Origin of the sequence: Pseudomonas sp. SM4 (genome assembly GCF_051913165.1) — a bacterium.
Classification (GTDB): domain Bacteria; phylum Pseudomonadota; class Gammaproteobacteria; order Pseudomonadales; family Pseudomonadaceae; genus Aquipseudomonas.
Genome location: NZ_JBODOE010000012.1, coordinates 190,656 through 205,913, shown reverse-complemented (window position 1 = coordinate 205,913; position 15,258 = coordinate 190,656). Strand labels below are relative to the sequence as shown.

Sequence of the window (15,258 nt, the reverse complement as noted above, 5' to 3'; positions counted from 1 at the left end):
AATCGGGTAACAGTGTTCAAAAGCCGGTTGAATGATGGGGCGAGTCCATACATAGGAGCTGCCGCAGGCTGCGATCTGTTCAGAGGTTGTCATCATCCGCTAGTCTTGCTGAACCCTGGAAGGAGCCGTCCAATGTTTGAATCCGCTGAAATCGGTCACGCCATCGACAAAGACACCTACGAGGCCGCCGTCCCGGCATTGCGCGAAGCGCTGCTGGAAGCCCAGTTCGAGTTGCAGCAGCAAAAACGTTTCCCGGTGATCATTTTGATCAACGGCATCGAAGGTGCGGGCAAGGGTGAGACGGTCAAGTTGCTCAACGAGTGGATGGATCCGCGGCTGATCGAGGTGCGCACCTTCGATCAGCAGACCGATGAAGAACTCGCACGGCCACCGGCCTGGCGTTATTGGCGGATGCTCCCGGCCAAAGGGCGGATGGGGATTTTCTTTGGTAACTGGTACAGCCAGATGCTCCAGGGGCGGGTGCACGGCTTGTTCAAGGACCCGCGTCTGGATCAGGCCATTGCCGGAGCCGAACGTCTGGAAAAGATGCTCTGTGACGAAGGCGCGTTGATCTTCAAATTCTGGTTTCACCTGTCGAAGAAGCAGATGAAGGCGCGACTCAAAGCGTTGGCCGACGATCCGCTGCACAGTTGGCGCATCAGCCCGCTCGACTGGCAGCAATCGGAGACCTACGACAAATTCGTCAAATACGGCGAGCGCGTGCTGCGCCGCACCAGTCGCGACTATGCACCGTGGCATGTGATTGAAGGCATGGACGCTCATTACCGTAGCCTGGCGGTCGGCAAGATCCTCCTTGAAGGTCTGCAAAATGCGTTGAAACGTCCGGATGTGCATCCTCACGATGTCAGCGCCGCGCCGCTGGGCACGCCGGTCGATCAATTGAATTTGCTCGACAGCCTTGACCTGACCCAGCGCCTCGACAAGAAAGATTACGAAGAACAATTGATCACCGAACAGGCGCGGCTCTCGGGCTTGATGCGCGACAAACGCATGCGTCGCCATGCACTGGTCGCGGTGTTCGAAGGCAACGATGCGGCGGGCAAGGGCGGGGCGATCCGTCGGGTCGCGGCGGCGCTCGACCCGCGTCAGTACAACATCGTGCCGATTGCCGCGCCGACTGAAGAGGAACGTGCGCAGCCATACTTGTGGCGGTTCTGGCGGCACATTCCGGCGCGCGGCAAGTTCACCGTGTTCGACCGCTCGTGGTACGGCCGCGTGCTGGTGGAGCGGATCGAGGGCTTCTGCACGCCCGCCGACTGGCTGCGCGCCTATGGGGAAATAAACGACTTCGAAGAGCAACTGGCCGATGCCGGGGTGATCGTCGTCAAGTTCTGGCTGGCGATCGACAAGGACACGCAGATGGAGCGCTTCCAGGAGCGCGAAGAGATCCCGTTCAAGCGCTTCAAGATCACCGAAGATGACTGGCGCAACCGCGACAAGTGGGATGCCTATCGCGCCGCCGTCGGCGATATGGTCGACCGCACCAGTTCCGAAATCGCGCCGTGGACACTGGTCGAAGCCAATGACAAGCGCTGGGCGCGGGTCAAAGTGCTGCGCACGATCAACCGCGCGCTGGAGGACGCTTTCGAAAAATCCGACAAGCATGCCAAGAAGCACAAGGACTGAGCCGATGGCCGCGCATACGCGGGGTGAATGATTGTCGCGGTCGGCAATCGGGTGGACTTATGCTCGGTCCACTCTCAACCGACCACAACAATGAGGTATGCCATGCGTGAAGTGGTGATCGTCGACAGCGTGCGGACTGGCCTGGCCAAATCCTTTCGCGGCAAGTTCAACCAGACCCGCCCCGATGACATGGCGGCTCACTGCGTCAACGCGCTGCTCACGCGCAATGACATCGACCCGGCCAGCGTCGAGGATTGCATCGTTGGCGCCGGTTCCAACGAGGGCGCGCAGGGTTACAACATCGGCCGCAACGTCGCGGTGCTCTCGCGTCTGGGCACTGGCACGGCCGGCATGACCCTCAATCGGTTCTGCTCGTCTGGCTTGCAGGCGATTGCGATTGCCGCCAACCAGATTGCCTCGGGTTGCAGCGACATCATCGTCGCCGGCGGTGTCGAGTCGATCAGCCTGACGATGAAAAGCGTCAACACCGATCACCTGATCAACCCGCTGCTCAAACAACAGACGCCGGGCATCTATTACACGATGGGCCAGACTGCCGAAGTGGTCGCGCGGCGTTATGGCGTCAGCCGTGAGGCGCAGGATCGCTACGCGTTGCAGAGCCAGATCCGCACTGCGCAAGCGCAGGCGGCCGGGTTGTTCGACGATGAAATTGTGCCGATGGCGGTGAAGTATCGCGTTGAAGACAAGAACACTGGCGAGGTGCAGATTCTCGATGGCGTAGTTGATCGCGATGACTGCAACCGTCCGGACACCACTTATGAAAGCCTCGCCGGGTTGAAACCGGTGTTCGCTGAAGACGGTTCGGTGACGGCGGGCAACTCGTCGCAACTCTCAGACGGTGCGTCGATGACGCTGGTGATGAGCCTGGAAAAAGCGCTGGAATTGGGCCTGAAGCCGAAAGCCTTTTTCCGTGGCTTTACCGTGGCCGGCTGCGAGCCGGACGAGATGGGCATCGGCCCGGTGTTCTCGGTGCCGAAGCTGCTCAAGGCGAAAGGTTTGCAGGTAGCGGACATTGATCTGTGGGAGCTGAACGAGGCGTTTGCTTCGCAGTGTCTGTACAGCCGTGATCGGCTGGAGATCGATAACGACAAGTACAACGTCAACGGTGGCTCGATTTCGATTGGTCACCCGTTTGGCATGACCGGGTCGCGGCAGGTCGGGCATCTGGTGCGTGAGTTGCAACGGCGTAATTTGCGTTACGGCATCGTCACCATGTGTGTGGGGGGCGGGATGGGTGCGACCGGTTTGTTTGAGGCGGTGCGCTAGGCCCTGAAAGATTTGTTGATTGATCTACCGCTATCGCGAGCAGGCTCACTCCTACAATTGGAATACGTTCCCCGGTAGGAGTGAGCCTGCTCGCGATGGCATCAACCGGATATCCGGTTGGCATCCTGTACCTGCATCCGCGCGATATAAGCTTTTATCTCCACTTCAGCTTTCTCGGCACTCTCAAACGGCCCCTCAAGGGTGTTTTCCCGAGTGCTGAAAAACAGTTCGCCATTGACCCGACACACGCGGTCGCTGCGAAAGTGCGTGGCGGGGGCGCTGTCGTGGGCGCGCATTCCTAACATGATCGGTCTCCTTGGCTGTTGCGCTGGAACGGATCCAATCAGCTTATGCCTGAAGCACTTGGCGCGCCCGCTCAGCCGATCAACGGCAGCGCGTCAATTTAATGCTGCGACCTGCACAGTTTCATTCGCGTCCTGGCCCCAACTGTCCCTGTGTCGCGCCCGGCGGCACGCCTAGAATGAGCGCACTCGTCAGCAGGTTTTGGGGTTCACATGCACATTTCATCCGGTCGCTGGGTCTACGGATTGTTCCTGGCGCTGCTGACTGCGTTTCTGTGGGGCATCCTGCCGATCAAGCTCAAACAGGTGCTGCTGGTGATGGACCCGATCACCGTGACCTGGTTTCGCTTGATGGTGTCCGGCAGCTGCTTGTTCATTTATCTGGCCGCGGTCAAACGCCTGCCGAGTCGTAAAGTGCTGGGGCCCAAGGGCGGCTGGCTGGTGCTGATGGCGGTGCTCGGCCTGGTCGGTAACTACGTGCTCTATCTCATGGGCCTTAATCTGCTCAGCCCCGGCACCGCGCAACTGGTGGTGCAGATGGGCCCGATCATGCTGCTGATCGCCAGTCTGTTTGTGTTCAAGGAGCGTTTCAGCATCGGCCAGGGCATCGGATTGCTGGTGCTGCTGATCGGTTTTGTACTGTTCTTCAATCAGCGTCTGGCGGAGTTGCTGACCTCGTTGTCGGATTACACCGCCGGCGTGTTGCTGGTGCTGTTGGCGTCGACGGTCTGGACGTTTTACGCGTTGGGCCAGAAGCAATTGCTGACGGTGTGGAATTCGTTACAGGTGATGATGGTGATCTACCTGTTCTGTGCGTTGTTGCTGACGCCGTGGGTGCATCCGCTCGAGGCGCTGGAACTGAGCCCGTTGCAAGGCTGGTTGCTGCTGGCGTGCTGCATGAATACGTTGATTGCCTATGGCGCGTTTGCCGAAGCGCTGGCGCACTGGGAGGCCTCGCGGGTCAGTGCGACGTTGGCGATTACGCCGTTGGTGACGTTTGGTGCGGTGGCGATTGCGGCGGGAGTCTGGCCGGAATACGTGCATGCCGAGCAGATCAACGCGCTGGGTTATGGCGGGGCGGTGTTGGTGGTGTTGGGCTCGGCACTGGTGGCGTTGGGGCCAACATTGATTGCCGGGCTCAAGGCGCGGCGCATGAAGATGGCTGCAGGCTGACCGCGTAATCGTTCTTCGCGGGCAAGCCTTGCTCCCACAGGTGATCAAACCGTAGGAGCAAGGCTTGCCCGCGAAGACTGACTGTCAGGCGCTACAAACCTCAGCCCTTGGCCCCAGCCTCAATCATATTCTCCGGCCGCACCCACGCATCAAACTGTTCATCGGTCAGATAGCCCAGCGCCAACGCCGCCTCACGCAAGGTCAGCCCCTCGCTATAAGCCTTTTTGGCGATTTCGGCGGATTTGTCATAACCGATGTGCGGGTTCAGCGCTGTCACCAGCATCAACCCACGCTCCAGATGCCGCGCCATGACTTCAGCGTCCGGCTCCAGCCCGGCAATGCAGTGCTGCTGGAAGTTGCTGCAGCCGTCGCCGAGCAAGCGAATCGATTGCAGCAGGTTGTGGATGATCACCGGTTTGTACACGTTCAACTGCAAGTGACCCTGACTGGCGGCAATGCCGATCGTCACGTCGTTGCCCAGGACCTGACAGGCGAGCATCGACAGCGCTTCGCACTGGGTCGGGTTGACCTTGCCCGGCATGATCGAGCTGCCCGGCTCATTGGCCGGCAGCCGCACTTCGGCAAAACCTGCGCGCGGGCCGGAGCCAAGCAGACGCAAGTCGTTGGCGATTTTCATCAGCGCCACGGCGAGGGTTTTCAGCGCACCGGAGAGGCTGGTCAGCGGTTCGTGGCCGGCGAGGGCGGCGAACTTGTTCGGTGCGGTGACGAACGGCAGACCCGACAGCGCCGCCAGTTCGGCGGCAATCGCTTCACCGAAACCGTGCGGCGAGTTCAGCCCGGTGCCGACGGCGGTGCCGCCCTGCGCCAGCTCACACACTGCGGGCAGCGCTGCACGGATCGCCCGTTCGGCGTAATCCAGCTGCGCGATAAAACCCGACAATTCCTGACCGAAGGTGATCGGCGTCGCGTCCATCATGTGCGTGCGCCCGGTTTTCACCAGTTTCATATGGCGCGCGGCGAGTTCGGCGAGACCACCGGACAGCTCGGCAATCGCCGGCAGCAGCTGTTCCTGCACGGCTTGCGCGGTGGCGATGCTCATGGCGGTGGGGAAGCAGTCGTTGGAGCTTTGCGAGCGGTTGACGTGATCGTTCGGGTGCACCGGCGTCTTGCCGCCGCGCGGGTTGCCGGCCAGTTCGTTGGCGCGACCGGCGATCACCTCGTTGACGTTCATGTTGCTTTGGGTGCCGCTGCCGGTCTGCCAGACCACCAACGGGAACTGGTCGTCGTGCTGGCCGTCGAGGACTTCGTCGGCGGCTTGTTCGATCAGGCGGGCGATGTCGGCGGGCAGGTCGCCGTTGCGGTCGTTGACCCGGGCGGCGGCTTTCTTGATCAGCGCCAGGGCGTGCAGTACCGGCAGCGGCATGCGTTCCTGACCAATGGCGAAGTTGATCAGCGAGCGTTGCGTCTGAGCACCCCAGTAAGCGTCGTCCGGGACTTCGATCTGGCCCAGGCTGTCGGTTTCGATACGGCTCATCGTGCACACTCCTGTTGGTCTGTTTGCGCAGTTTAGGCCGGCTTCGGCCCGGGTGGTTCCATCGAATCGATTGTTGACCGGTAAAACCCCGTCAATCAAGCGCGGCAAGGCTTGGGGGGTTGAGCCGCGGCGTTTTTTAGGCGCAGAATGGTCGCCCTTGGGGTTTTACCTCGCTTTGCTTAAAAGGAAACTCGATGACTCGTCTTCGTGCCATCTGTACCGCGGTTGCACTGGTTTGCGCCAGCGGCCAGGTGCTTGCCGATACCGCCAGCCACAACGCCAGTGCCGAAGCTTTCCTGACCCTGGCACACGCTGACAAACTGGGCACTCCGGTGTACATGCAAGTCCAGCAAATGTTCGCTCAGCGTTTTGAGCAGACCAAAGCCCCGGAATCCAAGAAAGCCACGCTGGAAACCTACCAGGCCAAGGCCAACGCCGCCCTGGACCAGGCCATTGGCTGGAACAAGCTGAAGCCGGACATGGTCAAGCTCTACACCACCAACTTTAGCGAATCCGAGCTGAAGGATCTGGTCGCGTTCTACCAGTCGCCACTGGGTAAAAAAGTCCTGGAAAAAATGCCGCAGCTGACTCAGCAATCGGCCCAGATGACCCAGGCCAAACTGGAAAGCGCGGTACCGGTAGTCAACAAACTGCTGGAAGACATGACCAACGAGCTGGCCCCGAAAGGCGCTGCTCCGGCCAAGAAAAAGCCGTAAGCGGAGTTCGTGATGAGCATGCAACAACGCATCGAATCCACGCTGGGCCTGTTACAGCCTGAGCATCTGCAAGTGCTGGATGAAAGCCACATGCACAGTCGCGGGTTGCAGACCCACTACAAGGCAGTGGTGGTCAGCGCGCAGTTCGAAGGCCTGAACCGGGTCAAGCGCCACCAGAAAGTCTACGGCACGCTCGGCGAGCTGATGGGCGAGTTCCATGCGTTGGCGCTGCACACCTACACCCCGCAGGAATGGGCAGAGACCGGCGCCGCCCCGGCGTCGCCGACCTGTGCCGGCGGAAGCAAACACTGATTTTGGATGTGGCGGGATTTTTGTGGCGAGGGGATTCATCCCCGTTGGGTTGCGAAGCAGCCCCAAAAGCCACAGAACCCAATCTCCCTGAAAGACCGCATTCTCAGGGTTTGGGGCCGCTTCGCAGCCCAGCGGGGATAAATCCCCTCGCCACAGGTTTTGTGTTGTCACAGAAGACTCAGTAAATCCAAAACACATCGTGTTTTTGCTAGAATCCGCAACGCGCCGCTCACCCGGCGCGTTTTTTTTTGAATCCGGTTCACCCTTTGCGAGGGTAGCCACCTGGAGAAATACCCATGACACAACCGATTGTCGTGGCGGCACTGTATAAGTTCGTCACCCTCGAAGATTACGTCAACCTGCGCGAGCCACTGCTGCAAGCGATGGTCGACAACCAGATCAAAGGCACCCTGCTGATCGCCGAAGAAGGCATCAATGGCACGGTGTCCGGCACTCGCGAAGGCATCGACGGCCTGCTCGTCTGGCTGAAGAACGACCCACGCATGATCGACATCGATCACAAAGAGTCGTACTGCGACGAGCAGCCGTTCTATCGCACTAAAGTCAAACTGAAGAAAGAAATCGTCACCCTCGGTGTCGAAGGCGTCGACCCGAACAAAAAGGTCGGCACTTACGTTGATCCGCAAGACTGGAACGCGTTGATCAGCGACCCGGAAGTGCTGTTGATCGATACGCGCAACGATTACGAAGTGTCGATCGGCACCTTCGAAGGCGCCATTGATCCGAAAACCACCAGTTTTCGCGAATTCCCTGACTACATCAAAGAACACTTCAACCCGGCCGTGCACAAGAAAGTCGCGATGTTCTGCACCGGCGGTATTCGCTGCGAGAAAGCCTCGAGCTACATGCTCAGCGAGGGCTACGAAGAGGTTTACCACCTCAAGGGTGGCATTCTGAAGTACCTCGAAGAGGTGCCGCAGGAAGAAACCAAGTGGCAGGGTGACTGCTTCGTGTTCGACAACCGCGTGACCGTGCGCCACGACCTCAGCGAAGGCGACTACGATCAATGTCATGCCTGCCGCACACCGGTCAGTGTTGAAGATCGCGCCAGCGAGCATTACGTCGCCGGCATCAGTTGCCCGCATTGCTGGGACAAGCTGAGCGAGAAGACCCGGCGCAGTGCCATCGATCGGCAGAAGCAGATCGAACTGGCCAAGGCGCGCAACATGCCGCACCCGATCGGCTACAACTACAAGCAAGCATCCACCGAGGCTTAATCATGTCTGCACGCCTGCTCTATGTGATGGACCCGATGTGTTCGTGGTGCTGGGGTTTTGCTCCAGTGGCCAAGGCATTGGTGGAGCAGGCGCAGGCAGCCGGGGTCGAGCTGCATCTGGTGGTCGGTGGTTTGCGTACCGGCAGTGGCTCGGCGCTGGAGCCGACCACGCGGCGCTACATTCTCGAACACTGGCAAGCGGTCACCGAGGCCACCGGCCAGCCGTTCCAGTTCGACGGCGCGTTGCCCGATGGATTTGTCTACGACACCGAGCCGGCCTGCCGCGCGATCGTCACTGCGCGCAGCCTGGCGCCGGATTGCGCATGGACACTGGTCGGACTGATCCAGCAGGCGTTTTACGCCGAAGGTCGTGACGTTACCCAAGCCAGTGTGCTGGTGGAACTGGCAGAGCAGGCCGGCGTGCCACGCATCGAATTCGCCGCGTTGTTCGACCATGCCGATCAACACAAAGCCACTCAGGCCGATTTCAGTTGGGTGCAGGATCTGGGCATCGCCGGTTTCCCGACCCTGCTCGCCGAACGCAATGGCCAACTGGCCTTACTTACCAATGGCTATCAACCGCTCAGCGAACTGTCGCCGTTACTCGGCCGCTGGCTGGAGCGCGCCGCCTGTGCCTGACCTGGCCGATGACACGCCAGCCGTAAAGCGTGTCGACCGGCTGAGCTGGGCAGAAGTCCGGCGCCTGGCTCTCACACACAAAAAATCCCTGTGGATCGCTAACGGCGTGGCTGTTCTGGCGACGCTGTGCAGCGTGCCGATTCCGTTGCTGTTGCCGTTGCTCGTCGACGAAGTGCTGCTCGGCCACGGCGATGCTGCGTTGAAAGTCATGAACCATGTGTTGCCCAGCATGTGGCAGCAAGCGGCGGGCTATATCGGCCTGATGTTGTTAGTGACGTTGACCCTGCGCTGCGGCTCACTGTGTTTTGGCGTGTTGCAGTCGCGACTGTTCGCACGGCTGGCCAAGGACATTGTTTATCGCATTCGCGTGCGCTTGATCGAACGCCTCAAGCGCATCTCGCTGGGCGAATACGAAAGCCTGGGCAGCGGCACGGTGACCACGCATCTGGTCACCGACCTCGATACCCTCGATAAATTCGTCGGCGAAACCCTCAGCCGTTTTCTGGTGGCGATGCTGACGCTGGTCGGCACCGCGAGCATCCTCATGTGGATGCACTGGAAACTGGCGCTGCTGATTCTGCTGTTCAACCCGCTGGTGATCTACGCCACGGTGCAGTTGGGCAAACGCGTCAAGCACCTGAAGAAACTGGAGAACGACAGCACCTCGCGTTTCACCCAGGCGCTGAGCGAAACCCTCGACGCGATTCAGGAGATTCGCGCAGGCAACCGTCAGGGCTTTTTCCTTGGAAGGCTTGGCCTGCGGGCGCAGGAAGTGCGCAATTACGCGGTCAACTCGCAGTGGAAGACCGACGCCTCCAACCGCGCCAGTGGTTTGTTGTTCCAGTTTGGCATCGATATTTTCCGCGCGGCGGCGATGCTCACCGTGCTGTTCTCCGATCTGTCGATCGGCCAGATGCTCGCGGTGTTCAGTTACCTGTGGTTCATGATCGGCCCGGTCGAACAACTGCTCAATCTGCAATATGCCTACTACGCGGCGGGCGGTGCGCTCACGCGGATCAACGAGTTGCTGGCGCGTGCCGACGAGCCGCAGTATCCCGGCGGCGTCGACCCGTTCAAGGGTCGCGACACTGTGGGCATTCAGGTGCAAGGCTTGAGCTTCGGTTACGGCGATGAACTGGTGCTCGATCAGCTTGATCTGTCGATTGCCCCCGGTGAGAAAGTCGCAATCGTTGGCGCCAGTGGCGGTGGCAAAAGTACCCTAGTGCAATTGCTGCTGGGTCTGTACACGCCACTGTCCGGCACCATCCGCTTCGGCGGTTCGACCCAGCAGGAAATCGGCCTCGATACGGTTCGTGAAAACGTCGCGGTGGTGCTGCAGCACCCGGCTTTGTTCAACGACACCGTGCGCGCCAACCTGACCATGGGCCGCACACGCACGGACGAAGCTTGCTGGCAGGCGCTGGAAATTGCCCAACTGGAGGCGACTATCCGCGCCTTGCCCGATGGCCTCGACAGCATCGTCGGCCGCTCCGGCGTGAGGCTTTCTGGCGGTCAGCGCCAACGCCTGGCAATTGCGCGGATGATCCTCGCCGAGCCGAAAGTCGTCATCCTCGACGAAGCCACCTCGGCCCTCGATGCCGCCACCGAATACAACCTGCACCAGGCCATGGCGCGCTTCCTCAATGGCCGCACCACGCTGATCATTGCCCACCGTTTGTCAGCGGTGAAGCAGGCCGATCGCGTGCTGGTGTTCGATGGCGGGCAGGTGGCCGAAGACGGCGATCATCAACAACTGATCGCCGATGGCGGTTTGTACGCCAAGCTTTACGGGCATTTGCAGCGCCACTGAGTGCTCACTTCCAGAGCACGTTCATCGCGTCCGGGCTGCCGTCATAGCCGAATTGTTTCATCACCACCGCGCAGGAGTCGCACGGCGCCATGGTTGTGGCAATGGTGATCGAATTCAGCGTCTTCGCATCCGGGTATTTTTCGCGAATCACCCGGATGAGCTTGCTTTCGGTATCCAGTGACGTCGGCCGTGACGTCAGGGCGGGCGTGTAGGTCTCGATGTTGTCGATGGTGTGTGGAATCGCACGGATCTTTCCCGCAGCGGAGACGTTGAGTGAAGTCGCCGCAAACCGGTGGTCATGATCGATGTTGAAGTAAGTGATGTTGCCAAGCGTGACCTGAGCGTTATCCGGGTGACGGGCAAACAGTGGCAGGAATGCCGTATCACCCTGCTGTCCAGAGACGCTGACGTACACCTCTCGACTCCCCGTTTGCGTAGTGATCTCGGCGAAGGCGATGTTTCTCGGGCTGTGCAGTTTTTTTCTGGTTTTCTGGCTGATGAGTAACTGCAGTTGCTGCATGGTGTTATCGATTTTCAGCGCTTTTGCATTGGCTGCCTTCGCGTCAAAGGTAATCACGGTTTTTTCGAACAGTGCGTTGAACACCCGCGCGGTCGTCTCGCGAGCGCTGTCCGGCGCGGCGCGGGATAACGACCAGGTCGCAGCGCCATCACTGGAGTGCCTGACGATCATTCGTGTGGAGTGGTCGAAGAGCACCGCTTCACCGGGGCTGGTGTCGACTTTGATCCGGCGCAACGTATCGGGCGGGTTGCTGTGGCCGCCAATCGGCACGGCGATTTTATCCATGGCTTTCATTGCGCGCTCGACGGCGGTTATGCCATAGATTCGGGCGATGTTGTTGGCGTTCAACGAGCCGATGTACACCGTCGTCAGTTCTTGGCGCAGCTGCGCCGACAGGGTGGCGGCCTGCTTGAACAACAACGGATCCTTGAGGCTCTGTCCCTTGGCGAGTTCGGCGACGTAAAAGCCCCCGGCGTTCAAACGCATGAACACGAGCTGCGTAGAGTCATGCATGTCCTGGCTGATCGTCGCGCCGACCTGGAACGTGTCAGTCAGGGATCCTCCCGGCCTCGGCAGATTGACGCAGACCCGCCCATACATACCTTTCTGGAATGTCATCGTGGCGTTGAGTCTGGTGTGTTGGCCTATATCGGCTGCACGCAACGGGGCGTGCCCGGCGGCCGGTATATAAATGCTGTCACCGAACCAGGTGGCCCAGCCCTTGCTGTCATCAAAGCTGCCCGGCGCAGGCGTTGGCGCCGGATCGCGGGTGACATAACGGGTTTCGCAGACCTCGTTGCCGGGTGCGCGTCGCACCCGGCAAGGCAGCATTTTCACTCGTTGGCTATCGTCGATCAAGTCTGCGCGGCGTAGCACATCGCCGTCCAGGCGATAGGCCACGTCATCGATCAACAGGGTAGTCCTGCCGTCGGCTTCAAGCAGTTCGCGAACCCGGGATTGCTGTGAGATTTCAATCAGCGAATGGCCATCGGCATTGCCCACCGAATTGTACGTGGAGCGCCCCGGCGACAGCTCCGTCGATGTCATCAGCAGTCGCGGGCCGTAAGGCTTGAGCGAGAGTGGCTCAATCAGAAAGTATCGATTGCCTGCCGGTGTGGCGATGCTGCGCACCGGCACATCATTGATGCCTTTGAAGGTGGCCAGGTCATCACCCTGCGCCAAGGGTTTCCAGGCGCCCGGATCGGTCACCTGCGTAATGCCTTTCACCAAATCGTAGTGCGCAGTGGTGGCTATCAAGGTGCGAACCCCGGTAAGACTGCTGCGTCCCGCGCGGTACAGCACGCGCCCTGTCAACAGCAGCGATTGACGCGACAGTTTGAGGCTGGCAGAGACAACCGCCAGCGGATTGAGATTTTTCAGGGTGGCGTTGAGCAATTTGCCGGACACCTTGCTGAAAGCAGGCAATGCTGAACGAATACCGATCCGGCTGGCGGTAGCCGCCAGCCGGATAGAACCCGCAGCAAATTTTCCCAGAGGCACGGCGAACGAAAGCACGTCAACGACAAGCCCCGCCACACCCAGCAAGCGGGTACCAAAATCGTCGGATTTCAGGTCGTCGATACCGCCCCAGAACGGCACGAAAGGCTTGATGGATTCTAGCCAGTGGCCGGCCGCCTTATCGCGGTCGAACGCCGTTTCTCCCCATGCTACCGAGCGTAGTTCGTCGACGTTGTAATAAAACAAAACTTCGGCAACGAGGGCGGCGATCTTCTGAGTGCGAGGTGAGTTCAGTATCAGGCCACTGTGAATGGAATGTGCGGCAGGCGGTGCGGGTAATGAGCCGAGCCGAGAAATGAACGCTCGGCACGTGGCGTCCTCCAGCGGCACTGTTCCTTGGTGATAAGCCTGCCAATCAAGGGGCAACTGCTTGTTGGTGCGGGCGTTAAGCGGCCCCATGTCTTTAAATATGAGGGTTTTTCTGATGGCTGGCCCGAGGTGTTCGGCGGTGATGTCGTGTCTGCGGCGGATAATGCCGGCACGCGGCAGGCATTCATAGAAACGCGAATCGCCCTCTATTGGCTTGGCTTCCAGCAAAAAGCCCAACCGCGCTTGCCGTGACGGCGGGATTTCTTCGCCTGTAGTGAGAGAGGACATCTCGTTGAGAATCTGATTGAGGGAATGGATGCGTACTTCACCCTGTGCCAGCGCCTCGCGCTCGTCCCACGGCAGCGATATCAGCAAATGTCTGATCAGGCAGGCGTAAGCTTTCTTGCTGTCCGCCACATAGCCTTCGAAACGCTGATTGAACGTGAGCTCGATGTCCGGCAGGAACTCGCTATAGAACGCTGGTAATCCCGACGTGCGAAAGGTGCGCCACTTTTCGTCCGTCTCAACGCGGTTATCGCTTGAAAGCACAATCCAGTTCTGGCGTGGTATGCCATCGAGAATCACCGACCATTTCTGGCCATGTTTGAACCCGCCTCCAGCGTAGACCTCGGCAAACTCATACGCGGAGGCTTTGATGTCGGGCAGTATGATGACTGCGCGTTTGCTCCTGCCGGTGACGGCTTTCGCAAGCCTCAGACCTTTGGGCATTTTATTGAGAGGAAAGCCGCGGGCAATTTCAGCTTTTGCAATGTCCAGTCTTGGCTCAGGTTGCGCGTTCAGTTGGCTGATTGCCTGACTCAGTTCCTGGGTCGAGTTGTCCAGCGTTGACAGCGCTTCGGTGATAGAAACCACAGTCAAATCACCCAAGGCAGCGGCAGCAGCCCAGCGTTGCGCCGGTTCGGCGCGGGTCAATGCGATCAGTTGCATCAGCTCATTCGAGGCGTTTTCGCTCTGACGGAGCGGCAGGTCGATCAATTGTTGAAAGCTCAACCGATGCAGCAAGCCTGGCTCAAGTGCTTGTGCCAGATTGACGCCGTGGACGAAATTGACCCAGGCAATCGAGCTGGCGTAAGGAAGATCAGGCGGAACATCCGGTACCGCGAAGTCGCTGGAGTATTTAGACAGAAGCAGGTGGCCCACCAACACCTGTTCCAGAGTCTCGGCCTCTGTTTCACGGACGATCGCGTATTCACTCAAGTGCTTTTCGAAGTCGCGGCGTAATGTCTGATAGCTCTTGCCGCGATGTTCCCTGCTGTTTAGATCAAACCCCACGAGGGTGCCGGGCTGGTGGCCGTGTGAACTCGAGTACCACAGGCGCAAGGCTTCAGCGACGAGGTGTGGAGAGATGTCGGGCGGCGGCTGTTCGTCTGCTTTTGCGCCGTACCAGTTGAGCCACTGGACCAAATCTTCTGCCAATGCCTGGGCCTTGGGGCAATTGAGCAACCGGTCGAGACTGCGCATTGGGCTGGCGCGTACTTGCTCGACGGTTGCGTCAGGCAGTGCTTGTCTGACGAGGGAATCGATGGCACTCGTCTCGTTCTTGGCCACTATGTTTTCAACTGCGGCCACCACGTACTTATGTTCATCTGGCTGGAAAAGACTGTTGATATCAGCAACGGTGCCCAGTCTCAGGCGGTGAATGGCCCGAGCTTCTTCAACGTAAAGGATCAATGCATCGAGCTGCTTGAACAGCGCGGGGGGGACGCCGTAAAAACTCAGGGCAATGCAGATCGGCAACATGGCGTCGGCGCGCAGGTTCCCGCCAAGCGCTCTGGTTCCCCGTTCGACAGCGCTGAACAAGCCCCGCAATTGAGGGAACTCCTCTGGCTCGAGGTACGCATGGCCGCCGCCAATTCTGGTGGTTTCATAAGTCGTCCGCTGGCCTTCGATGGTGACTTCCATGCGACGTGCGTTCAGCTTCCGCTGCGCCAGTGTGGCCAGGTAGATCGGGTTTTTCATCAACTGTGCAAGTGAAGAAAGCGCGTCCATGTGGACGCGGTGCAGTGGTGTATTTGATGCTGGAATGTAGTAACAGCCTTCAATCTCGCTGGACGTTTCCTTGACGCTGTTCAAGCGAACCAGCAGTCCATCGTATTCGTTGAGCAAAGCGATATGTTGTTGAGAAGGTGTAATGGGTGAGGGCGTCATGATCGGCAGTGCCTTTGCAAATGAGGAGAGTCACCAGTTTCATGGCTTCACCCGATTGCGTGGCGGTACATATATATATCGGCGTCTATGCCGCTTGCCGGGAGCGCAAACGCCTCCTAGTCTT

General features: G+C 59.4%; 11 protein-coding genes. 8 read left to right on the top strand and 3 right to left on the bottom strand.

Annotated features, from left to right (window positions below; genetic code table 11):
- Positions 1-132 precede the first annotated feature (132 nt).
- Positions 133-1,647 carry a polyphosphate:AMP phosphotransferase gene (gene pap, locus ACQ4MY_RS22275; RefSeq protein WP_158830337.1) on the top strand — a complete coding sequence of 505 codons (1,515 nt, stop codon included), beginning with the start codon at positions 133-135 and terminating at the stop codon, positions 1,645-1,647.
- 102 nt (positions 1,648-1,749) lie between these two features.
- The gene (locus tag ACQ4MY_RS22270) at positions 1,750-2,934 is read left to right on the top strand and encodes a thiolase family protein (RefSeq protein WP_008079757.1); all 1,185 of its coding nucleotides are present in this window, start codon (positions 1,750-1,752) and stop codon (positions 2,932-2,934) included.
- A gap of 101 nt (positions 2,935-3,035) precedes the next feature.
- Here the strand turns inward: ACQ4MY_RS22270 and ACQ4MY_RS22265 are convergent, their stop codons facing one another.
- Positions 3,036-3,239, bottom strand: a complete 204-nt coding sequence (locus ACQ4MY_RS22265) for a DUF6316 family protein (RefSeq protein WP_440096485.1) — start codon at positions 3,237-3,239, stop codon at positions 3,036-3,038.
- A 210-nt stretch (positions 3,240-3,449) separates the two neighbouring features.
- Between ACQ4MY_RS22265 and ACQ4MY_RS22260 the strand changes: the two genes are divergently transcribed.
- Positions 3,450-4,409, top strand: a complete 960-nt coding sequence (locus tag ACQ4MY_RS22260) for a DMT family transporter (protein ID WP_440096484.1) — start codon at positions 3,450-3,452, stop codon at positions 4,407-4,409.
- Between the two features lie 100 nt (positions 4,410-4,509).
- On the opposite strand, the gene ACQ4MY_RS22255 is transcribed toward ACQ4MY_RS22260, so the two are convergent.
- Positions 4,510-5,904 (bottom strand): class II fumarate hydratase, encoded by a 1,395-nt coding sequence (locus ACQ4MY_RS22255; RefSeq protein WP_158835705.1) that lies wholly within the window; start codon positions 5,902-5,904, stop codon positions 4,510-4,512.
- A 194-nt stretch (positions 5,905-6,098) separates the two neighbouring features.
- Between ACQ4MY_RS22255 and ACQ4MY_RS22250 the strand changes: the two genes are divergently transcribed.
- From ACQ4MY_RS22250 to ACQ4MY_RS22230, 5 genes are all read left to right on the top strand, one after another.
- Positions 6,099-6,620, top strand: a complete 522-nt coding sequence (locus ACQ4MY_RS22250) for a DUF2059 domain-containing protein (RefSeq protein WP_008079765.1) — start codon at positions 6,099-6,101, stop codon at positions 6,618-6,620.
- A 12-nt stretch (positions 6,621-6,632) separates the two neighbouring features.
- Positions 6,633-6,932, top strand: a complete 300-nt coding sequence (locus tag ACQ4MY_RS22245) for a BolA family protein (RefSeq protein WP_440096483.1) — start codon at positions 6,633-6,635, stop codon at positions 6,930-6,932.
- A gap of 296 nt (positions 6,933-7,228) precedes the next feature.
- A complete protein-coding gene (gene trhO / locus ACQ4MY_RS22240) occupies positions 7,229-8,170 on the top strand; it encodes an oxygen-dependent tRNA uridine(34) hydroxylase TrhO (RefSeq protein ID WP_440096482.1) in 942 nt (313 codons plus the stop codon).
- Positions 8,171-8,205: 35 nt separating this feature from the next.
- A complete protein-coding gene (locus ACQ4MY_RS22235) occupies positions 8,206-8,808 on the top strand; it encodes a DsbA family protein (protein ID WP_177323301.1) in 603 nt (200 codons plus the stop codon).
- The gene (locus ACQ4MY_RS22230) at positions 8,801-10,618 is read left to right on the top strand and encodes an ABC transporter ATP-binding protein (RefSeq protein ID WP_008079769.1); all 1,818 of its coding nucleotides are present in this window, start codon (positions 8,801-8,803) and stop codon (positions 10,616-10,618) included. Before ACQ4MY_RS22235 ends, ACQ4MY_RS22230 begins: the two co-directional genes overlap by 8 nt.
- Before the next feature lie 4 nt (positions 10,619-10,622).
- Here ACQ4MY_RS22230 and ACQ4MY_RS22225 read toward each other — a convergent pair whose 3' ends face one another.
- A complete protein-coding gene (locus ACQ4MY_RS22225; RefSeq protein WP_440096481.1) occupies positions 10,623-15,134 on the bottom strand; it encodes a deaminase domain-containing protein in 4,512 nt (1,503 codons plus the stop codon).
- Between the last annotated feature and the right edge of the window lie 124 nt (positions 15,135-15,258).

Excerpts from the sequence above, each read along its gene's own strand:
- trhO (WP_440096482.1), top strand. The coding sequence starts at position 7,229 with ATGACACAACCGATTGTCGTGGCGGCACTGTATAAGTTCGTCACCCTC.
- ACQ4MY_RS22260 (WP_440096484.1), top strand. The coding sequence starts at position 3,450 with ATGCACATTTCATCCGGTCGCTGGGTCTACGGATTGTTCCTGGCGCTG.
- ACQ4MY_RS22225 (WP_440096481.1), bottom strand. The coding sequence starts at position 15,134 with ATGACGCCCTCACCCATTACACCTTCTCAACAACATATCGCTTTGCTC.
- pap (WP_158830337.1), top strand. The coding sequence starts at position 133 with ATGTTTGAATCCGCTGAAATCGGTCACGCCATCGACAAAGACACCTAC.
- ACQ4MY_RS22250 (WP_008079765.1), top strand. The coding sequence starts at position 6,099 with ATGACTCGTCTTCGTGCCATCTGTACCGCGGTTGCACTGGTTTGCGCC.
- ACQ4MY_RS22270 (WP_008079757.1), top strand. The coding sequence starts at position 1,750 with ATGCGTGAAGTGGTGATCGTCGACAGCGTGCGGACTGGCCTGGCCAAA.
- ACQ4MY_RS22245 (WP_440096483.1), top strand. The coding sequence starts at position 6,633 with ATGAGCATGCAACAACGCATCGAATCCACGCTGGGCCTGTTACAGCCT.
- ACQ4MY_RS22235 (WP_177323301.1), top strand. The coding sequence starts at position 8,206 with ATGTGTTCGTGGTGCTGGGGTTTTGCTCCAGTGGCCAAGGCATTGGTG.
- ACQ4MY_RS22255 (WP_158835705.1), bottom strand. The coding sequence starts at position 5,904 with ATGAGCCGTATCGAAACCGACAGCCTGGGCCAGATCGAAGTCCCGGAC.
- ACQ4MY_RS22265 (WP_440096485.1), bottom strand. The coding sequence starts at position 3,239 with ATGTTAGGAATGCGCGCCCACGACAGCGCCCCCGCCACGCACTTTCGC.